Raw genomic sequence first — 20,622 nt, 5'->3', positions numbered from 1 at the left:
ATTAGATTTTCTTGAATAGCTCTCAGCATTTCTAATTTGGCTTATAGCAGCAATGTCAACATCTTCTCGACATGCTCGCTTCAGACCTCGCCCAGCTTCACTCCCAGCTCGACAAAGCGCTTGCCGCAGCGCGGGCGCAACGCGACCGTAGCGTCCGACACCTGGCGGATTTCGTCTCGACCCCGTCGTTGACAGGGGAAGAGGGGCCGGGCCAGGACTACATGCGCGAATTGCTGCGGCAGGCGGGGGCGGACATCCACGACGCGGAGCCCGACGTGGCGGCCATGTTCGCCGCACATCCAGACGTCGCACAGTACCCCACCCATTGGCAGCACGACCTCATCCTGCCCTATGCCGAACTGCCGACCTTCGAGGCTCTCCAGGCGAGCGGCCTCGAAACGGTCCTGAATTACGACGGACGGCCCAATCTCGTCGGCACCTGGCGTGGGGAGGGCCGCGGCCGCTCGCTGATCCTGAACGGACATGTCGACACGGTGACGATCGAGCCGCGCGCCGGCTGGACGCGGGATCCCTTCGGTGCCGAGATCGCGGATGGCCTGATGTATGGCCGCGGCGCCTCGGACATGAAGGGCGGCGTCATGGCGGCGCTGATGGCCATCACCTATCTGCGCGAGGCCGGCATCCGTCTGCGCGGCGACGTCAGCCTGCAATGCGTCGTCAACGAGGAGCATGCCGGCAACGGGACGCTCGACCTCGTCCGGCGCGGCTTCCAGGCCGATGCAGCCGTGATCCTGGAGCCGACCAGCAACACGATCGCGATTTCGCATCCGGGCGGTCTCTACTGGCAGGTCTCGCTGACCGGCGTGCCGCGCTCTCCGGGCGCGCGCTGGAACGGCACAGAGCTCGAAGGCCTCGGCGCCATCGATGCGCTCCCTCCCGTCATCGAGGCGCTGCTTGCGCTGGAGGCGCGCTACAATACCGGCACGCCCCAGGGCCAGAAGGCCCCCTTCGCCCTGACGATCGGGCGGGTCTCGGGCGGTCATTACGAAACCGCGACAGCCGCGGAAGCCCAGCTCAAGGGCGGCGCCTATTTCGCCCCCTCGCTCGGCAGCGTGACGGAGGTGATGGCCGCATTCCGCGAAGCGATCGCGCAGGCCAATCGCAGCGATCCGCGCCTCCTGCGCCATCCCGCCAGGCTCGAATTCCTGCATCATGACGATGCCACCGCTCAAGCCAGCGATATCGAGATCGCCCGGGTGATGGGCGCGGTCCTGGCCGGCCGTGGCGGCGACGGCAGCCCCTATCAGGGTCATTTCTGCTGCGACATGCGCCATCTGGTGAACCAGGGCGGCATCCCCAGCATCGTCTTCGGGCCGGGCAGCATCGCCCAGGCGCACAAGCCCGACGAATACATCCCGATTGCGGACTACGAAGCCGCGATCGAGCACCTCATTGTTTTCATTGCAGAATGGTGTGGCATCGCCTGAGACCCTGCAGCCGGCCAGCACCGCCAGACGAGAGGCTCCGAGCATGAACTCCAAGACCCTCAAGACCCTCAGGGCCATGCTTCTGGCGGCTCCGGCCATGGCGCTGTTTGCAACCGCCGCCCAGGCGCAAAGCTGCCCGAAAGCGGGAGGTACGCTGACCTACGCCTACAGCCTGGAGCCGAGCGCGCTGTCCACGATCGCGACCTCGGCGGTCCCCGTCGCGCTGGTGGCGACGAAGATGTTCGAGGGGTTGCTCAACTATGAGGGACCCTCGCTCGAACCGAAGCCCGGCCTGGCGGAGTCATGGACGGTCTCCGAGGACAAGAAGACCTATACCTTCAAGCTCCGCCCCAACGTGAAATGGCATGACGGCAAGCCCTTCACGGCCGAGGACGTGAAATTCTCGGTCGAAAAGATCGTCAAGCCCTATCATTCGCGCGGCCATGTCTATTTCGGCGATCTCGAAGGCGTCGCCACGCCGGACTCGCTCACCGTCGTCTTCACGCTGAAGCGCCCGGTCCCCTTCTTCATGAACGTGTTCCAGGCCGGTGAGACACCGATCCTGCCGGCGCATGCCTTCGCCGGCATCGATATGGGCACGGCCGCCGCCGTCCGCGGCGCGGAGGTGATGCAGAAGCCGATCGGCACGGGCCCCTTCCGCTTCAAGGAGTGGCAGAAGGGCAGCCATATCGCGCTCGAACGCAACAAGGACTACTGGCGCTCCGGCTTTCCCTGCCTCGACGGCATCATCGTGCGCATGATCCCGGACGGCGCCGCCCGCGCCATCGCCGTCGAGACCGGCGAGGTCGATCTCGCCCCGATGAGCGGCCTGCCGGAGGCGGAGGTACAGCGCCTCTCGGCCTCTCCGAAGCTCGAAGCCTCGCAGGCTGGCAGCGAGGCGCTCGGCCCCAACCTGTGGCTCGAACTGAATCTGCGCGAGAAGCCGCTGCAGGACCTCAAGGTCCGCCAGGCGATCAGCATGGCGCTCAATCGCGAGCGTATCGCCGACGTGATCTGGTACGGCCAGGGTAAGCCGGCCCGAGGCCCGATCGTCAGCGCGGGCGCCTTCTTCAACAAGTCACTGCCCCAATACGAGTACAATCCGGCAAAGGCCGGCAAGCTGCTCGATGAGGCGGGCTATCCGAAGGGCGCCGGCAATGTCCGTTTCAAGCTGAGCCAGAATTTCCTGCCCTATGGCGAGAACTATGTCCGCCTCGCCGAATATATCCGCCAGGAACTGGGCAAGATCGGCATCCAGGTCGAAACGCGAAGCGCCGATCTCGGCGGCTGGCTGAAGACGATCTACACGGACTGGAACTTCAACCTCACCAGCACCTTCTCGCACAACTATTCGGACCCCTCGATCGGCGTCGAGCGTACCTTCGGGTCGGGCTTCATCAAGAAGGGCGCGACCTTCACCAACTCGATGGGCTACAGCAACCCGAAGGTCGACGAGCTTTTCGCGAAGTCGGCGCACGAGACCGACCCGGCCGCCCGGCGCAAGCAGTTCGACGCGCTCCAGAAGATCCTGCACGACGAGCTGCCGGTGATCTTCCTGATGGAACCCGCCTACACCCATGTCTGGAACAAGAAGGTCCACGGCCTGATCACCAACGGCATTTCGATGTACTCGCCCTGGGACGCCGTCTGGAAGGAATGACGGTGAGGCGGGGCGGGAGAGCGCGATGAAATCCCTGTTGTTCATCGGCAGGCGCGCCGCCGTCGTTATTCCGAGCGTGCTGGGCATCGCCGTTCTCAACTTCGCCCTGCTGCACATGGCGCCCGGCGATGCGGCGGACATCATCGCCGCGCAATCGGGCGGAGCGACGACCGAATTCGTCGAGGAGCTGCGCCGTTCCTTCGGGCTCGACCGACCGCTCTGGCAGCAGTTCTTCATCTATCTCGGCAAGCTCCTCACCTTCGACCTGGGCGTGTCGCATGTGCAGCAGCGACCGGTCCTCTCGCTGATCGCAGAGCGCGCCCCGGCGACCGTCCTGCTGATGATGACAGCGATCCTCGTCGCGACGCTGCTCGGCATGCTCTTTGGAACCATCGCCGCGATGCGGCACCGGAAATGGCTGGACAGCATCATCTCGGTGCTGGCGCTGCTGGCCTATGCGACGCCGCAATTCTGGCTCGGCCTCATGCTGATCGTGTTCTTCTCGGTGACGCTGGGCATCCTTCCCTCGGGCGGCATGATGACGATCGGACAGGATATCTCCTGGCCGCTGCGTGTGCTCGACATCGCCCGCCACCTCGTCCTGCCGGCGGTGACGCTCGGACTCTTCTACGTCGCGCTATACACCCGCCTGATGCGGGCCTCGATGCTGGAGGTTTACACCTACGACTTCGTCACCACCGCCCGCGCCAAGGGCGTGGCGGAAACGCGGGTCGGCTTCGTCCACGCCGCCGCCAACGCGCTTCTGCCCGTCGTCACCATGGCGGGCGTGCAGATCGGGCACATGCTCGGCGGCTCGATCCTGGTCGAGACGGTGTTCGGCTGGCCCGGGCTTGGGCGTCTCCTCTTCGATGCGCTCCAGCAGCGCGACTTGAACCTGCTGCTCGGCATCCTGTTCATCTCGTCGATCCTGGTCGTCGCCGCGAACCTCGTCGTCGATCTTCTCTATGGCGTGCTCGACCCGAGGATGGCGAAATGAGCGCTCTCGCGGAGTTCTGGCGGCGCTTCAGCCTCAATGCGGCCGCCGTGGTCGGCCTTGTCTTCCTCCTGCTGATCGTGGCAGCAGCGATCTTCGGCCCGGCGCTCTACCCTGTCGACCCCTACGACATGATCGGCCGGCCCTCGCAGCCTCCCTCGGCCCGCTTCCCTCTCGGCACGGACGTCTCGGGTCGGGACATTCTGGCCGGGCTGATCGGAGGAGCCCGCGTCTCGCTGCTGATCGGCCTTGTCGCGAGCTTCGGAGCGACGGTGCTCGGCGTCACCGTCGGAGCGCTCGCGGGCTATCGCGGCGGCTGGACCGATGCGGTGCTGATGCGGCTGACCGATTTCTTCCTGACCATTCCGTCCTTCGTGCTCGCGGTCGTGATCATCGCCATCTTCGGCCCGTCGATCGTCACCGTCACCGCCGCGATCGCCGTCGTCTCATGGCCGCCGGTGGCCCGCCTCGCACGCGCCGAATTCATGGCACAACGCGACCGCGAATATGTTCAGGCCTGCAGGGCCCTGGGCATGTCGGGCCTTGAAATCGCAACCCGCCAGATCATGCCGAACGCGCTTCCCCCGGTCATCGTCGTGTCCAGTCTCCTCGTCGCGACGGCGATCCTGACGGAATCGGGCCTTTCCTTCCTCGGCCTTGCCGATCCCGACCTGATCTCCTGGGGCTACATGATCGGCGTCGGCCGCACCGTGCTGCGCACAGCCTGGTGGATGCCGGCGATTCCCGGCCTCGCGATCCTGATCACCGTGCTGTGCATCAACCTCGTCGGGGAAGGTCTCAACGACGCCCTCAATCCGAGGCTCCGGCAACGATGACGCATTCCGCCGCCCGCCCCGTCCTCGCGGTCGAGGACCTCAGCGTGACGTTTCCGACGAGCCACGGTGCGGTGAAGGCCGTCTCCGGCCTGTCCTTCACACTGTCGGCCGGCGAGACCCTGGCGATCGTCGGGGAATCGGGCTGCGGCAAGAGCACGGCCGCGATGTCGATCATCGGCCTCCTCGCCATGCGCAGCCGCTGCCATGTGAGCGGCCGCGTCCTGCTCGAGGGGCAGGACCTGATGTCCCTGTCGGCGCAGGCGATGCGGGGGGTGCGCGGCGGCGGCATCGGCATGATCTTCCAGGACCCGATGATGGCGCTCAACCCGGTCTTCACGATCGGCTGGCAGATCGCCGAATCGCTGCGGCTGCATCGCGGCCTCTCCGCCGGCGCCGCGCGCCGGCGGGCGATCGAATTGCTGGATCTCGTCGGGATACCGTCTCCTGCCGAGCGCTATGATCAGTACCCGCATAACCTCTCAGGCGGGATGCGACAGCGTGTCATGATCGCCATCGCCCTCGCCTGCGAGCCGAAGGTGCTGATCGCGGACGAGCCGACGACGGCTCTCGACGTCACCATCCAGGCGCAGGTCCTGAAGCTGATCGAACGGCTCAAGACCGAGCTCGGCATGGCGGTGCTGCTGATCACCCACGATCTTGGCGTTGTCTGGGAGGTCGCTGACCGTGTCGCGGTCATGTATGCCGGCAGGAAGGTCGAGGAGGCGCCCGTGACCGAGCTGTTCCAGGCTCCGGCGCATCCCTATTCGCAAGGCCTCCTCAGGGCCGCCCGCTGGCAGGACGACGCTTCCGGGCGGCTGCCGGAGATCGGCGGCGCCGTTCCCTCGCCTCTCCGGATGCCGAAGGGGTGCAGCTTCGCCCCGCGCTGCCATCGCGCCATGGCCGATTGCGCTCTGGCGCCTCCCGGCCTGACCGGCGGCGCGCGCCAGGTCGCCTGCCATCATCCGGAGCCCGTGGCCGCATGACCGAGCAGGGCAACAGCAGTGGCGCCGTCCTCGAAGCGCGCAATCTCGTCAAGGAATACCGGGTCGGGTCGGCCTTCGGCGGTGGACGGACGGTCCACGCGCTGAGCGGCGTCGACCTCGCAGTCAACCCGGGCGAGACGCTGGCCGTGGTCGGCGAATCCGGTTGTGGCAAGTCGACCCTCGCCCGCTGCCTGACAGGCCTGCGCGACCCAACCTCCGGCCATGTCCTGCTCGACGGAGCAGACGCCGGGGCGATGCTGAACAGCGATGCGGGGCGGTTCCGACGCGCCGTGCAGATCGTCTTCCAGGATCCCTATGCCAGCCTCAACCCGCGCCGCACGATCGGCCAGTCGATCGGCGACGGCCTGAGACTGCACCGTCTCTGCGCCCGCAGCCAACGCCGTGCCCGTGTCGGCGAACTGCTGAGCCGCGTCGGGTTATCGGACGACTATCTCGACCGTTATCCGCACGAATTGTCAGGCGGCCAGCGCCAGCGCGTCGCCATTGCCCGCGCGCTCGCCGTTTCGCCGCGGCTCATCGTCTGCGACGAGCCCGTTTCCGCTCTGGACGTCTCGGTCCAGGCCCAGATCATCAACCTGCTGAACGATCTTCAGGAGCAATCCGGGGTCGCCTATGTCTTCATCTCGCACAACCTCGCGCTCGTGCGGCATATCTCCGACCGGATCGCCGTGATGTATCTCGGCCAGATCGTGGAGATCGGCGACGCGGCCATTCTCGGGCAAGGCCTTGTCCATCCCTATAGCCAAGCCCTCTTCGGTGCCTCTCCCGAAATCGGCCGCAGCCGCAACACCGCGCGCGCCAAGCCGCTCGAAGGCGAGGTGCCGAGCCCGCTCGATCCGCCCTCCGGATGCCGCTTCCATACCCGCTGCCCGTTCGCACAGGAGCGCTGCATGAGCGAGATGCCAGCCTTGCGCCAAATCGCCGGCCGAGAAGTGCGCTGCCATCGCGCCGAGGAACTGGCCGGGATGCAATTCGCGGCCTGACCAAGGAAGCTTGCACCACAATAGACGCTGGCGATCAGATGCGGGCAAAATTCCTTCCGATCCGAATGTGTTCGGCATCAGCCTCTCAGGCTGGTGCTACGCCACTAATCTCGGATCGCAGCTATCAATTTGAGTGTCCGCTTTCGGCCTGACCGCCAACGTCTGGTCGTGGCGCTAGCCGTCCTGAGAGAATTACAAGAAGCGCGGACGCTGATCGTCGGGCATAAGATCATCTTGCCGCGGTTGCCAACTTCGCGGGCGGTCATGGGCCATCGCGGAACGCCTCGAATACCAGCCCACGGAGCCAGCGATGGCCGGCATCGGCATCCATCCGCGGATGCCAGATCTGCGACACAACGATCTCCGGCATCGGGATTGGCAGATCGAACAGCACCATGTCGTATCCCGCCAAGGCCAGGCAAGCCGAGCGGGGGGCGAGACCCAGGAGATCTGAGGCCGAGACCGCTGCGATCACCGCCGGAAAGCCCGGAACGATGACGACCACCCGTCGAGAAAGCCCGTGGAGTGCCAGCGCCTCGTCCGCGGGGCCGGACCGGCCCCGCCGCCGCGCGAACACCACATGGCCCCAGGCGCACAGGCGTTCCGGCGTGACGGGCGCATCGAGGATCGGATGGCCGGGGCGCGCTACGCCGACATAGGTATCGCGATAGAGGGTTTGGGCACGCAGCTCGCCGCCGTTCTCGGAGATCACACCGATTTCGAGATCGACCGCGCCGTCGCGTAGCGGCCCGATATCCTTGTCGGGCTTCGCCACGAAGCGCAGCCGCACACCGGGTGCCAGGGCGGACACCGCCGCGCTTAGCTTTGCCGCATAGAGCTGCGTGAAGGCGTCGTTTGCGCGGATGGTGAACTCGCGCTCCATGCTCTCCGGGTCGATCGGCTTCGGCGGCCGCAACACGGTCTGCGCGCCCAGGCGCAGCGTGCGAACCTGTTCGGCGATGGCCTCGGCATGGGGTGTCGGCACCAGCGCACGGCCGGCCGGCGCCAAGATCGGATCGCCGAGCGCCTCCCTGAGCCGTGACAGGGTCCGGCTCATTGCGGAGGTGCTTAGACCAAGCCTGAGCGCAGCCCGGGTCACGCTGCGTTCTTCAAGCAGGACATCGAGGGCGTTCAACAAGTTCAGATCGATGTGAGACATGGCGCCCAGTGCAAACATCAGTTGAGATTCTTGCGCCTGGCGCAAATTCCGACTGCGGCTTACCAGAATGGGAGCCAACACGGAACACCCCTATGCTGCAACCTGCTCTCGATCCCCATGCCGACGGCCTGCCCGCACCACGCCGCTATTTCGCGATAGCCGTCCTCCTCCTCTCCCTAGTGCTCGTCGTGCTCGACGGCGCCATTGCCAACATCGCTCTCCCCTCGATCGCCGCTTCGCTGCACGCCAGCCCAGGCGATGCCGTCTGGGTCGTTTCGAGCTATCAGCTCGCTGTCCTGGTCGCGCTGCTGCCCTGCGGCGCCATCGGCGAGATGGTTGGGCCCCGGCGGGTCTTCCTCGCGGGCGTCGCGCTCTTCACCCTGGCCTCGGCGGCCTGCGCCGTCTCTAGCACCCTGCCGATGCTGATGGCGGCGCGGTTCGTGCAGGGTCTCGGCGGCGGCGCGGTGATGGCCCTTGGCGTGACGAATTTGCGGCTTTGCGTGCCGCACCGCCTCCTCGGCACGATCATCGGGATCAATGCGATGACCATTGCCATCGCCTCGGCCGCGGGGCCCGGCATTGCCGGCGCTATCCTCGCCGTGGCGAACTGGCCCCGGCTCTTCGCCGTCAACGTCCCGCTCGGCATCGTCGTGCTGGCAGCGGGGGCCGTTCTAGTTCGCACGACGCGCGTGGCGCGGCGGCTCGACGGCAGGGCGATAGCAGTCAACAGCCTGATGTTCGTCCTGTTTTTCCTCGGTGCCGACCGCGTCGCGCAGTCTCCGATAACGGGCGGCCTCCTGATCGTTGCGTCGGTCGCCTGCTTCGCCCTGCTGCGGCGGATCGAACGCAGGAGCGCCGCGCCGCTCGTGCCCACCGATCTTTTCGCCGCCCCGGCCTTCCGTTTCTCCGTCATCGCATCGGTCTGCTGCTTTACCGGCCAGATGCTGGGCTTGCTCGCCTTGCCATTCTATCTCCAGCACGGGCTCGATATGATGGCGACCCAGGCAGGCCTTTATATGATGGCCTGGCCCGCGGCGGTCGCGTTGATCGCGCCGATATCCGGATGGCTGGCCCATCGCGTGAAGACGGCCTGGCTCTGCGCCGCAGGCGGCTTTCTGCTGGCACTCGGACTTGCCGGTGTCGGCCTGTTACCGGCCGGCCCGCACGGAGCGACCTTCATCGTAAGCACGGTCATGGCCGGCCTCGGCTTCGGCCTTTTCCAGACTCCGAACAACCGCGTCCTGCTTCTCTCCGCACCCAAAGCCCGCAGTGGCGCTGCGGGGGCGATGCAGGGCACGGCGCGGCTGACCGGTCAGACTCTCGGGTCCGTCGCGATGGCCGCGATCTTCGAGGTCGCTCCGCCTCCTGTGGCGCCGGAGATTGCCCTGGTGCTGGCCGCAGCCTTCGCAAGCCTCTCCGCGCTCGTCAGTCTCGGGCGCGTGCGCCACGAGATTACAGGCTGACAGGCAACAAGTTCGCCTATCGGCTGGAAGAGGGAGTCAACGACGGAGGTGGCGTGTCTTACTGGATATCCCGACGCGGACTGGCGGGGGCGCCACCTCGCCAGTGTCGCTGTCCTCGACCGAACGTCCGTGCCCGGGTGGCTCCTGATCGTCTGGTTGTGGGCGGCGCTGTCGCGCCCCAAGAGTGACGCGAACCAGTGCAAGACGACAGCACCCGATGCGAAATGTCGCTGAGGACTGATCAATCCGAAGAAATCACCCGGGACGCAAACACCCTCAGAGCGAGAGCGTCCGCCCTGGGCGGAGGCGGGCCTTTGCCAATCTCCTTCGCAACGTCGGCTTTTGAGCGCGCCTTGAACGGCAACTATTGGCGCGTCTCGGCACGAAGCGAGCACTGAGTCTCGCGAAATATTTTGATAAAATAGTCCCGGATGCGGCATCCCAAGTGGGGGATCTGCAGGAAATCGCGCTCGGCGAAATTGTTAATGACAGAGGGCGAACGATTTTCGACCCTGGATTTGCTACGGCTATCCGCAAAATTATCGACGCAGAAAAATTATGAGACACAAGGATGGCTGCGAACAAAGCCGCAGCCATCCTCTCAAACGATGTAATACAATGCGCTCATACATCGTATGTCAATCTTTCGTAACCCGCTGTCGCAATTGGCCATTTACCCGCCAACGCACGAACTATGTCAGTGTAGGGTATAAGTCAGACGGGGGCCTTTTCTGAAACGATATCCAGCCTGCCTCAGTGAGCCGGCGAGCCGTCCGGCATGCGCGACCACACCTTCTTCTTGGTGTAGTAGAGCAGGAAGGCGAAGATGGTCAGGAACGCCATCACCTGCATGCCCAGGCGCTTGCGCGCCTCCAGATGCGGCTCCGCCATCCAGACCATGAAGGCGGCGACGTCGCGGGCATACTGGTCGACCGTCTCCGGCACCGGCGACTTGCCGTCCGCGCCCTTCGGATACTCGACCTGTCCATCGCTCAGCGGCTTGGGCATCGCGATCAGATGGCCGGGCATGTACTCGTTATAGTTCTGCCCGGGCAGCAGCGCGGGGAAGCCGGCCGGCGGCTCCTTGTAGCCCACCATCAGGGCATGGATGTAGTCCGGCCCCTGCTCCTGATACTGCGTGAAGATGTCGAAGACGAAGGTCGGGAAGCCGCGGGTATAGGTGCGTGCCTTGGCCAGAACCGAGAAGTCCGGCGGATAGGCGCCGCCCTGGGCCGCGCGGGCCGCCTGTTCGTTCGGGAACGGCGACGGGAAGCGGTCGGCCGCACGGCCGGGGCGATCGAACATCTCGCCCTGGTCGTTCGGGCCGTCCTTGACCTGGTAGGTCGCGGCGAGCGCTGCGACCTGCCCGGGCGTGAATTCAGGGCCGCCGGGCTGCGACAGGTTGCGGAAGGCGACGAGGCTCGCGCCATGGCAGCTCGCGCAGACTTCCTTGAAGACCTTGAAGCCGCGCTGCAGCTGGGCCCGGTCGAACTTGCCGAACGGTCCCGAGAACGACCAGCTCAGCGCCGGCGGCTTCGGGCCGGCCTCGGCCGCCTGCGCGGCCGGCTGGAACAGCGCCAGCGAGAGGGCAGCAGTGAGCCCGGTCAGGGCGAGACGAAACGATGTTCTGCTCATGGTTCCGTCAGCCCTTGACGTTCGGTTCGGCAGCGGTGGCGGTCGCGACGCGCGCCGCCGATCCACCCTTGGAAGCGAGCACCGAGTCGGCGATCGAGGTCGGCAGCGCCTTCGGCCGCTCGAACAGGCCGACGACGAAGAGCGCGACGAAGAAGCCGAAATACAGCACGGTGAAGATCTGCGAGGCGATGACGTAGCCGCCTTCCGCCGGCATCGCGCCGAGATAGCCGAGGCCGATGCAGACCACGACGAAGGCCCAGAACAGCTGGCGCCCGATCGGCCGATAGCTCATCGACTTGACCTTGGAGGTGTCGATCCAGGGCAGGAAGGCGAGCACCACGATCGCCCCGCCCATCGCCATGACGCCGCCGAGCTTGTCGGGAATGGCGCGCAGGATCGCGTAGAACGGCAGGAAGTACCATTCCGGGACGATATGCGCCGGGGTCGAGGCCGGGTTCGCCGGGATGTAGTTGTCGGCATGGCCCATGAAGTTCGGCTGGTAGAACACGAACCAGGCGAACAGGATCATGAACACGACCATGCCGAAGATGTCCTTGACGGTCGCGTAGGGCGTGAACGGCACGGTATCCTTCTGGACGTTCTTCACCTCGACGCCGGTCGGGTTGTTCTGGCCGACGACGTGCAGCGCCCAGATATGCAGCCCGACGACGCCGAAGATCATGAACGGCAGCAGGTAGTGCAGCGAGAAGAAGCGGTTCAGCGTCGGGTTGTCGACCGAGTAACCGCCCCACAGGAAGGTGACGATCGTCTCGCCGACCACCGGCAGGGCCGAGAACAGGTTGGTGATGACGGTCGCGCCCCAGAAGGACATCTGGCCCCAGGGCAGCACGTAGCCCATGAACGCCGTCGCCATCATCAGCAGGAAGATGACCACGCCGAGAATCCAGAGCAGCTCGCGCGGCGCCTTGTACGAGCCATAATAAAGCCCGCGGAAGATGTGCACATAGACGGCGATGAAGAACATCGAGGCGCCGTTGGAGTGCAGGTAGCGCAGGAGCCAGCCGTAATTCACGTCGCGCATGATGTGCTCGACCGAATTGAAGGCGAGCATCGAATTGGCCGTGTAGTGCATCGCCAGGACGATGCCGGTGACGATCTGCGCCACCAGCATGAAAGCGAGGATGCCGCCGAAGGTCCACAGATAGTTCAGGTTGCGCGGCACCGGATAGGAAACCGCGGAATCATGGGCGAGCCGGATGATCGGCAGGCGCACATCGAGCCAGCGTTCGATGCCGGTCTTCGGGACGTAGGAACTGTGACCACTCATGAAGAATGCCTCAAGGCTGTCTCATCTTGGCAGGAAAGCGTCGAGCGCATCGCTCAGCCGATCTTGATCTTGGTGTCCGCCGTGAAAGCGTAAGGCGGCACCGGCAGGTTGAGCGGCGCCGGCCCCTTGCGGATGCGGCCGGAGGAATCGTAGTGCGAACCGTGGCAGGGGCAGAACCAGCCGTCGAAATCGCCCTTCGATTCGCCGGGCGCGGTGCCCAGCGGAATGCAGCCGAGATGGGTGCAGTTGCCGAAGACGACCAGATACTGCTCGTGGCCGGCCTTGGTGCGCTGCTGGTCGGTCTGCGGATCGCGCAGGGTCGCGACGTCGACGGCCAGCGCCTCGTCGATTTCCTTCTTGGTGCGATGGCGCACGAAGATCGGCTTGCCGCGCCAGAACAGCTTGATCGCCTGGCCTTCGGCGATGGGGGCCAGGTCGACATCGACCGGCGCGCCGGCGGCCACGGTCTGCGCATCGGGCGCCATCTGGCTGACCAGGGGGACGACGAGCGCCCCGATGCCGACCGCGCCGGCGGCGCCGGTGGCAAGCATCAGGAAATCGCGGCGGGTTGTTCCGGTCGATGTATCGGTCGCGTGCGCCACGATCCAAACCTCTTACACGTCTTGCGAGCTGTAACAGCTCGAAATTGTCGCCTCTCGCCCTCATAGGGGCGCGTCGCTGCCGCCGCAATGCGGCGGTGCGTCACCTTCGGCTCTTTGACATGCAGATTGGACGAAGTCTACTGTCGCGAACGCCTCGGCCATGCATGGCGCACAGTCCGCCGGCGAAGGCGTTCAGACGGCGAGCTTTTCCGGATCGGCCGCAGCCAGGAAGCCGCCCGATTGGCGTGCCCAGAGCCGGGCATAGAGGCCGCCGCGCGCGATCAACTCGTTGTGGCTGCCGATATCGGCGATCCGCCCACCATCGAGTACGATCAGCCGGTCGAGCGCGGCGATGGTCGACAGCCGGTGCGCGATCGCGATCACGGTCTTGCCCTGCATCAGGGCAGCGAGCTGCTGCTGGATCGCCGCCTCGACCTCGGAATCGAGCGCCGAGGTCGCCTCGTCGAGAATCAGGATCGGCCCATCCTTGAGCAGCACGCGGGCGATCGCGATGCGCTGGCGCTGTCCGCCCGAAAGCTTCACGCCGCGCTCGCCGACACGCGAATCGAAGCCCTGGCGCCCGTCCTGGTCGCCCAGGCCCAGGATGAAGCCATGCGCCTCCGCCTGCTGCGCCGCGAGCGCGATTTCGGCCTCGCTCGCGCCGATGCGGCCATAGGCAATATTGTCGCCGATCGAGCGGTGCAGCAGCGAATTATCCTGCGTCACCATGCCGATCTGGGCTCGCAGGCTATCCTGCGTGACATGGGCGATGTCCTGCCCGTCGATCAGGATGCGCCCGCCTTCGAGCGGGTAGAGCCGGAGCAGCAGGTTCACCAAGGTCGACTTGCCGGCACCCGACGGGCCGACCAGCCCGATCCGCTCGCCCGGCCTGATCTGGAGATCGAGCCCGTCGAACAGCCCCTGCCCCCGGCCATAGTTGAAGCGGATCTTCTCGAAGCTGATCGCGCCCTTGTCGACGACCAGCGGCACCGCGCCCGGCGCATCCGGCAGATCGTGCGGCTTGGCGATCGTCTCCATGCTCTCCTGCACCGAGCCGATATTCTCGAAGATGCCGCGCACCAGATGGATCAGCCAGCCCGACATCTGCACCAGCCGGAGCACGAGCCCGATGGCGGCCGCGACCGCGCCCGGCGTCATCTCGCCCTGGCTCCAGAGCAGCAGCGCAAGCCAGGCCGTGGCCACCACGAGGAGGCTGTTCATCGTCTGCAGGATGACGCTGACGCCGGTGATCAGGCGCGACAGATTGAGGAAGGAAGCGTTCCAGCGCGACAACGAGTCGCGCACCGCCGAGCGCTCGGCATCGGCCCGGGCGAACAGCTTCACCGTCAGGATGTTCGTATAGGAGTCGACGATGCGCCCCGTCGTGGTCGAGCGCCCCAGCGAGTTCGCCTCCGAGCGCCGCTTGGCGCGCGGCACGAAATAGATCAGCAGCACGACATAGGCCGCAAGCCACAGGATCACCGGCAGCGCCAGCCACGGGCTGGTCTTGCCGAAGAAGCCGATCGCGACCGTGGCGAAGACCAGCGCATACCAGAGATCGTCGATGACCTCGATCGTCGCACCCCGGATCGCTTGCCCGGCCTGGATGACACGCGCGGAGAGGCGCCCGGCGAAATCGTTCTGGAAGTAGCCCAGCGCGTGGCCGAGCGTGTAGACATGGTTGCGCCAGCGGATCTGGTTGGTGATCTGCGGCACCACGACCTGGTCGACGATGGCGTGGTTGGCAAAATAGATCAGCGGCCTGACGACGACGAGCAGGAAGGCCGCGCCGGCCAAGAGCCAGCCATGGTCGCGGAAGATCGTCTCCGGCGACTGCGTCGAGAGCAGGTCGACGAACCAGCCGACCATCAGATACATCGCCGCCTCGATGCCGCTGAAGCCCAGGCCCGTCAGCATGATCAGGGCCATCCAGCCCTTCACGCCCTTGATGTGGTGCCACATGAAGGGCCAGACGCCGCGCGGCGGCGTCTCCTGCTCGTCAAAGCGGGCAAAGACGTCGATTCGGCTTTCGAGCCAGCGGAAGAGCGGAGCGAACATGTCTGCTTCGCTACCGGGAATGAGGGGGTGGAACAAACGACAATTCGGGATACCGGTTCTTCCTGCGCCACCCCTTGTCAGGAGCGGTGCGGACAGGCGACGCCGGAACCCCGCTAGACCCACCGGGTGGCGGCATTAGGGCAGGACGACCGCGCTGCCTTGGCAGGAAAAGCAGAAAATAAATCTCTAATAAACATAAAATCGACGACTTAAACGTATATATTTCAATACCCTTCAGATCACGACGAAGGAACCTATAATCAATGAGATATGTTCTCGACCGCATAGATTAACTCGCCAAGGAGAGAGCTATGCGATTGCGAATACTCAGCGCCATCAGCGCTTGCACACTCCTCGCTGCTTGCAACAGCACTGCCGAATATACCTCGTTCGATGGATGCGACGGCCTCCGCGGTGCCGCAAAAAGCAAATGCATCAGGCTGGCTGCGCTGCAAAGCCCTGTCGTAAGCTCGCGCGGATTTTCGATGGGTTCCCGACCGGGCGTCGTCGGAAACAATCCGGGAAATCCCGGCAACCCCAGCACTCCAGGTAACCCCGGAACGCCGGGCAATCCGAACAATCCAGGCAGCCCGGGCTCACCCGGAACGGGGGCCGGCGGGGGGCTCGGCGCCGGAGTTGGCGTCGGCGCCAATGCCGGCAGCCTCGGCGCCAATGTCGGAGCAGGCGCGGCGGTGGGCAATGGCGGTTTGGGCATCGGTGCAGGGGCGAATGCCGGCTCGGGCAATAGCGGTCTGGGAGCTGCCGCAGGCGTCGGCGCCGGCAATGGCGGCATCGGAGCCGGATTGGGCGCCGGAATCGGCAGTTCCTCCGGCGGAGTCGGCGCGGCAGCTGGAGCCGGCATCGGAAACGACGGTCTGGGTGCCGGCCTGGGCGCCGGACTTGGCAATGCTGCCGGCGGGCTCGGCGCAGCAGCCGGCGTCGGCATCGGCGGCGATGGCGTCGGCGTGGGTGCCGGCGTTGGCAGCGGCTCGGGTGGCGTCGGCGTTGGTGTCGGCATCAACTGAGCCCGCAGCGCCGCGAGAACCGGGAAGGCCCGTCGGCTTCAAGCCGAAAGCCTCTCCCGGTTCAGCCCGGCCGGGCATGCCCGGCGAAGCGCTTTTGTCGACCAGGCTTGACGCTTTGCGACATCGCGCGTCATCACCGGCGCATGCTTCGCCTCGCACTCTTCCAGCCGGACATCCCGCAGAACGCCGGCACGATGATCCGCATGGCCGCCTGCCTCGGCATCGCCGTCGACATCGTCGAGCCGACAGCCTTCGACGTCTCGGACCGGCATTTCCGCCGCTCCGGCATGGATTATCTCGAGCGCGCCGCCGTCCGGCGCCATGATTCCTTCTCTGCCTTCGAGAACTGGCGCCGGGCGCAAGGCCATCGCCTCGTCCTGGCCGAGACCGACGGCGAGACCGCCCTGCCCGATTTCGCCTTCCGCGCCGATGACATCGTCCTGGTCGGGCGCGAATCGGCCGGCGTGACGGCCGAAGTGCATGCCGCCGCCGAGGCCAGCCTGCACATTCCGATGCGGTCGGGATTGCGCTCGCTCAATGTCGCACTGGCGGCGGCAATGGTAATGGGCGAGGCCTTGCGACAGACTGGCGGCTTCCCGGGCCGCGATGGAACAGATGATGACCACCCCGAAGCCCGCTGAATCCCTCCCCGTCGATCCCGCCGTGGTCGAAGCGCTCAAGCCGCGCGCCGCAGCCTGGTTCGAGACCCTGCGCGATCGCATCTGCGCCGCCTTCGAGGCGGTCGAGGACGAAGCCGCCGGCCCCTTCCCGCCCGAGGCGGATGCGCCCGGGCGCTTCGTCCGCACGCCGTGGCAGCGCACCAACCATGACGGCGCGCCCGGAGGCGGCGGCGTCATGTCGATCATGAAGGGCCGCGTCTTCGAGAAGGTCGGCGTCCACGTCTCGACGGTCCACGGCACCTTCCACCCGGATTTTGCCGGCCAGATCCCCGGCGCGGCGGAAGATCCGCGCTTCCATGCGACGGGGATCTCGCTGATCGCCCATCCCTGGAACCCGCATGCGCCGACCGTGCACATGAACACGCGGCTCGTCGTCACCACGAAACCCTGGTTCGGCGGCGGCGCCGACCTGACGCCGGTGCTGGAGGCGCGCCGCAACCAGGACGATCCGGATACGCAGGCCTTCCACGCCGCGATGCGTGCACCCTGCGAGGAGTTTCCGGCCGTGGCGGACTATCCGCGCTTCAAGAGCTGGTGCGACGAGTATTTCTTCCTGAAGCACCGCAACGAGCCGCGCGGCATCGGCGGCATCTTCTACGACTACATCTGGACCGGCGACGTGGAAGCCGATTTCGCCTTCACACGGGCCGTCGGCGAGGCTTTCCTCGACAGCTACCCGAACATCCTGCGCCGCAATATCGGCAAGCCCTGGAGCGAGGCCGAGCGCCACGAGCAGCAGGTCCGGCGCGGCCGCTATGTCGAGTTCAATCTGCTCTATGACCGCGGCACGATCTTCGGGCTGAAGACCGGCGGCAACGTCGATTCCATCCTGTCCTCGATGCCGCCGACCGTTCGCTGGCCCTGAGGCCAGAGCTTCCCGACGCAGCCCGCACTAGCGGGCGGCAGCCAGAACGGCGCTGACGAACTCCATCTGCTTGGCTATCCCGGCCGGGCAGCCGGCCTCGATCCAACCCTGCCGGGCGGCCTCGAGCGTTTGTCCCACGCGAGGCCCGGGCGGGATGCCGAGTTGGACGACATCCTTGCCCGTCGGTTCGAAGCGCGGTGTCCGGCCGAGTTCGCCGATGAGGCGTTGAACCCCGTCCCTGCCCTGGCCGCCTCTCGCCGAAGCGTTGAGCAGGACCAGCGCCGCAGCCGCAGCATCGCTCCCGGAGCCATGGGCGACATGGCGCAGCGTCGCAATGGCGGGCAGGCCTGATTGGCCACCCAAGCCTTCCAGCGCGCGCGCAAGGCGCTCGATCCGGTCGAACTCCTCGTTCGAAAGCCGCAACCGATCGCGCAGGCGCAACGCATCCTCGCCCACTGCAACCGACAGTGCCGCCAGCCGAAACGCCGGATAGACGTCGGCGCCGTCATCCTCCGCGACTGCGGCGAAGCGCGAGAGATGTGGCACGCCACCGATCACCGGCATCAGCAGCCCGGCGCCGGCCATCGCCCGGATGGTCGCGACGACGCCAGGCGCAACGAGGAGCTTCAGCAGCTCAGCCCGAACCCGCTCGCGCGACAATCCCGCAAGCCCCTCGCGGCCGGCGATGCAGGCACGCAGCCCCTCCGCATCGGGCTCTCCCGCTCCATAGCGGGCATGGAAGCGGAAGAAGCGCAGGATGCGCAGGTAATCCTCGCGGATGCGGGCATCCGCCTCTCCGATGAAGCGCACGCGACGCCCGGCGAGATCGTCGAGCCCGCCGCAATAATCATGCAACCGGCCGTCCCGGCCAAGCCCGAGCGCATTGATGGTGAAATCGCGTCGCAAGGCATCGGCTGCGAAATCACGGCCGAACACGACCTTGGCGCGGCGCCCATCCGTCTCGACGTCGCGTCTGAGCGTCGTCACCTCGAAGCTCGCGCCATCCGCGACGAGCGTCACCGTGCCGTGCTCGATGCCGGTCGGCACCGCCTTGAAGCCTGCCGCTCGTCCACGCCGTATCGTGTCTTCCGGCAAGGCGGTCGTCGCGAGATCGATATCGCTTGCCGGTTCGCCGATGAGGAGGTTGCGCACCGCACCGCCAACGACGCGCGTCTCCTCGCCGTCTCCATCGAGCGCCAGCAGCAACCGCGCCAGCGCCGGCTGCATCAGGAAGCGCGCGATCCCGCCGGCGCGATCCCCGCTCATTTGAAGCGGCCGGGCACCAGAACCCCGTTCTCCATATGCGGCGGCTCGTAGGCGCCCTCGCTGCGCGGCGCGATGAAGCCGCCGTAGATCAGCACGGCGATCGCCAGCACGAAGCCCACGACCGCCAGGCGAAAGACATGCGGGCTCCAGTGCTCGACATCGAAGGGATTGCGCCTGTTGATGACGAGATAGCCTGCGAAGATGCAGAAAGGCAGGACGAAGAGCAGAACCTCTTCGATGATCGCGCGCAGCATCGGCTTCGTCGTTTCCTCGGCGCGTCCTCCGCGCAGTCCAGTCTTATCCGGCCAGCCGCTCATAGAGGTTGCGGATCATGCCGGCGGTCGCCCCCCAGATATAGCGATCCTGGAACGGCATCGCATAGTAGGTGCGGAAATGCCCCTTCCATTCCCGGCCCTCGCGCTTGTGGTTAGCAGGGTCGAGCAGGAAGGAGAGTGGCGTCTCGAAGGCCTCGTCGACCTCGTTATGGTTGATCGTCAGCGAGAAGGGCGGCTCGACCAGCGCGACCACCGGCACGATCCGGTAGCCGGTGCCTGTCAGATAGGCGTCGAGGAAGCCGAGCGTGCGGATATGCGAGCGCGACAGGCCGATCTCCTCCTCGGTCTCGCGCAGGGCCGTGACGATCGGCGAGCCATCGACGGCATCGACGCGCCCGCCGGGAAAGGCGACCTGCGCCGAATGGTTGCGGAGCGCCGCGGCACGCTGCGTCAGCAACACGGTCGGCCCCTCGGGGCGCGGCACGATGCCGATCAGTACGGCAGCCGGCACGGCCCGCTTCTCGTCGGGGGTCGGCACCGGCGAGGGTTGATTCTCATGGTCGCCGCGCGGCCGGCTGATCACATCCCCCAACGCTGGCGGCTCGGCCCTCAGCCGTTCGCGCGCCAAGGTCGCGAAGCCCTCGGCACTGAGGTTGAGGGCAGACTCGATTGTCTTCAGCACCCGATACCCTCGATCTCGCTCGCCGGCAGTGCCGGATAAAACTGACCCGCGGCGGCGATCCCGAACATCGCCGTGCCCTCGACCTCCCTGATCTCGCCGAGCGCCAGCAGGTCATAGGTCAGCGCCCGCGTCAGCCGGGCCCAGAGGCCCCGCCGGACATGGACATAAGGCTTCAACCCGTCCTGCGCAGCCCGCGCGAAACGCAAGGCGTGGTCCGGCCCCACGCCGACGAGATCGTCGACCTGCGTGCGGAACGCGATCGTCCGGCCATCGCCCTCGCCATCGACCTGCATCTCGACAGCCTGGAACGGCGCGTCATCGACCGTGATCCCGACCTTCTCGACCGGGGTCACGAGAAAGTAATCGTCACCCTCGCGCTTCAACACCGAGGAGAACAGCTTCACCAGCGCCGGCCGGCCGATCGGCGTGCCCATGTAGAACCAGGTGCCGTCGGCTGCGATGCGCATGTCGAGATCGCCGCAGAAAGGCGGGTCCCAGCGCTCCACCGGCGGCAGGCCGCGCGCCTTGCCGCCACCGAGCGAGGCCATCAACCGCTCCATCGCCTGGCCCGGTCCCGTCATCTCGACCTCTCTGCTCCCCGGCTGCGGCATCGTGGCTGCATCGCGTTTCCGCCTTGAACTCCACATAATCGTGAAGCCGGATGATGTGTACCGTTCCATTCGGCGCTTGAGCCGGCAG

Annotated in this window: 19 protein-coding genes; 10 read left to right on the top strand and 9 right to left on the bottom strand. The window is 66.1% G+C overall.

Annotation, left to right across the window (positions count from 1 at the left end; translation table 11 throughout):
* Positions 1–71: 71 nt before the first annotated feature.
* From BLQ70_RS05990 to BLQ70_RS05965, 6 genes are read left to right on the top strand one after another with little or no spacing between them, the layout of a single operon-like run.
* Entirely contained in the window at positions 72–1,448 is a 1,377-nt protein-coding gene (locus tag BLQ70_RS05990) for a M20/M25/M40 family metallo-hydrolase (protein WP_091856252.1), read from the top strand.
* A 43-nt stretch (positions 1,449–1,491) separates the two neighbouring features.
* Positions 1,492–3,108: an ABC transporter substrate-binding protein gene (locus BLQ70_RS05985; protein ID WP_091856251.1), complete on the top strand. Its 1,617-nt coding sequence runs from the start codon at positions 1,492–1,494 to the stop codon at positions 3,106–3,108.
* A gap of 25 nt (positions 3,109–3,133) precedes the next feature.
* Positions 3,134–4,105, top strand: coding sequence for an ABC transporter permease (locus BLQ70_RS05980; protein ID WP_091856250.1), 972 nt, complete (start codon positions 3,134–3,136; stop codon positions 4,103–4,105).
* Positions 4,102–4,938, top strand: a complete 837-nt coding sequence (locus BLQ70_RS05975; protein WP_091856249.1) for an ABC transporter permease — start codon at positions 4,102–4,104, stop codon at positions 4,936–4,938. Before BLQ70_RS05980 ends, BLQ70_RS05975 begins: the two co-directional genes overlap by 4 nt.
* Positions 4,935–5,921 carry an ABC transporter ATP-binding protein gene (locus BLQ70_RS05970; RefSeq protein WP_091856248.1) on the top strand — a complete coding sequence of 329 codons (987 nt, stop codon included), beginning with the start codon at positions 4,935–4,937 and terminating at the stop codon, positions 5,919–5,921. The genes BLQ70_RS05975 and BLQ70_RS05970 overlap by 4 nt, the downstream gene beginning before the upstream one ends.
* Positions 5,918–6,925, top strand: coding sequence for an ABC transporter ATP-binding protein (locus BLQ70_RS05965; protein WP_091856247.1), 1,008 nt, complete (start codon positions 5,918–5,920; stop codon positions 6,923–6,925). The genes BLQ70_RS05970 and BLQ70_RS05965 overlap by 4 nt, the downstream gene beginning before the upstream one ends.
* Positions 6,926–7,187: 262 nt before the next feature.
* Here BLQ70_RS05965 and BLQ70_RS05960 read toward each other — a convergent pair whose 3' ends face one another.
* On the bottom strand, positions 7,188–8,084 hold the full coding sequence (locus tag BLQ70_RS05960) for a LysR family transcriptional regulator (RefSeq protein WP_091856649.1): 897 nt from the start codon (positions 8,082–8,084) through the stop codon (positions 7,188–7,190).
* Positions 8,085–8,176: 92 nt separating this feature from the next.
* On the opposite strand from BLQ70_RS05960, the gene BLQ70_RS05955 reads away from it, so the two are divergent.
* Positions 8,177–9,547, top strand: coding sequence for an MFS transporter (locus tag BLQ70_RS05955; protein WP_091856246.1), 1,371 nt, complete (start codon positions 8,177–8,179; stop codon positions 9,545–9,547).
* Between the two features lie 753 nt (positions 9,548–10,300).
* Here BLQ70_RS05955 and BLQ70_RS05950 read toward each other — a convergent pair.
* The 4 genes from BLQ70_RS05950 to BLQ70_RS05935 form a co-directional block, all read right to left on the bottom strand.
* The gene (locus tag BLQ70_RS05950; protein ID WP_091856245.1) at positions 10,301–11,182 is read right to left on the bottom strand and encodes a cytochrome c1; all 882 of its coding nucleotides are present in this window, start codon (positions 11,180–11,182) and stop codon (positions 10,301–10,303) included.
* A gap of 7 nt (positions 11,183–11,189) precedes the next feature.
* Positions 11,190–12,470, bottom strand: coding sequence for a cytochrome b (locus BLQ70_RS05945; RefSeq protein ID WP_061969516.1), 1,281 nt, complete (start codon positions 12,468–12,470; stop codon positions 11,190–11,192).
* Positions 12,471–12,523: 53 nt separating this feature from the next.
* Positions 12,524–13,072, bottom strand: a complete 549-nt coding sequence (gene petA, locus BLQ70_RS05940; protein WP_280140790.1) for a ubiquinol-cytochrome c reductase iron-sulfur subunit — start codon at positions 13,070–13,072, stop codon at positions 12,524–12,526.
* A 192-nt stretch (positions 13,073–13,264) separates the two neighbouring features.
* The gene (locus BLQ70_RS05935; protein WP_091856243.1) at positions 13,265–15,130 is read right to left on the bottom strand and encodes an ABC transporter ATP-binding protein; all 1,866 of its coding nucleotides are present in this window, start codon (positions 15,128–15,130) and stop codon (positions 13,265–13,267) included.
* A 485-nt stretch (positions 15,131–15,615) separates the two neighbouring features.
* Between BLQ70_RS05935 and BLQ70_RS25250 the strand changes: the two genes are divergently transcribed.
* The 3 genes from BLQ70_RS25250 (at position 15,616) to hemF (ending at position 17,700) form a co-directional block, all read left to right on the top strand.
* Positions 15,616–16,155, top strand: coding sequence for a hypothetical protein (locus BLQ70_RS25250; RefSeq protein ID WP_139163495.1), 540 nt, complete (start codon positions 15,616–15,618; stop codon positions 16,153–16,155).
* A 143-nt stretch (positions 16,156–16,298) separates the two neighbouring features.
* A complete protein-coding gene (locus tag BLQ70_RS05925; RefSeq protein WP_091856241.1) occupies positions 16,299–16,796 on the top strand; it encodes a tRNA (cytidine(34)-2'-O)-methyltransferase in 498 nt (165 codons plus the stop codon).
* Positions 16,774–17,700 (top strand): oxygen-dependent coproporphyrinogen oxidase, encoded by a 927-nt coding sequence (gene hemF / locus BLQ70_RS05920; RefSeq protein ID WP_091856240.1) that lies wholly within the window; start codon positions 16,774–16,776, stop codon positions 17,698–17,700. Before BLQ70_RS05925 ends, hemF begins: the two co-directional genes overlap by 23 nt.
* A gap of 27 nt (positions 17,701–17,727) precedes the next feature.
* On the opposite strand, the gene BLQ70_RS05915 is transcribed toward hemF, so the two are convergent.
* From BLQ70_RS05915 to BLQ70_RS05900, 4 genes are read right to left on the bottom strand one after another with little or no spacing between them, the layout of a single operon-like run.
* Positions 17,728–18,966, bottom strand: a complete 1,239-nt coding sequence (locus BLQ70_RS05915) for a CCA tRNA nucleotidyltransferase (RefSeq protein WP_091856239.1) — start codon at positions 18,964–18,966, stop codon at positions 17,728–17,730.
* Positions 18,963–19,220 (bottom strand): DUF6111 family protein, encoded by a 258-nt coding sequence (locus BLQ70_RS05910; RefSeq protein WP_091856648.1) that lies wholly within the window; start codon positions 19,218–19,220, stop codon positions 18,963–18,965. The genes BLQ70_RS05915 and BLQ70_RS05910 overlap by 4 nt, the downstream gene beginning before the upstream one ends.
* 43 nt (positions 19,221–19,263) lie before the next feature.
* Complete coding sequence (locus BLQ70_RS05905; protein WP_342028477.1) at positions 19,264–19,923, bottom strand: CoA pyrophosphatase; 660 nt, start codon at positions 19,921–19,923, stop codon at positions 19,264–19,266.
* Complete coding sequence (locus BLQ70_RS05900; RefSeq protein WP_091856238.1) at positions 19,917–20,504, bottom strand: DUF1285 domain-containing protein; 588 nt, start codon at positions 20,502–20,504, stop codon at positions 19,917–19,919. The genes BLQ70_RS05905 and BLQ70_RS05900 overlap by 7 nt, the downstream gene beginning before the upstream one ends.
* Positions 20,505–20,622: the final 118 nt, after the last annotated feature.

The sequence above is a fragment of the Allobosea robiniae genome (genome assembly GCF_900102525.1).
Taxonomy (GTDB): Bacteria; Pseudomonadota; Alphaproteobacteria; order Rhizobiales; family Beijerinckiaceae; genus Allobosea; species Allobosea robiniae.
Note: the sequence above shows the minus strand (reverse complement) of the source record. Positions and strands in the feature narration are given on the sequence as shown.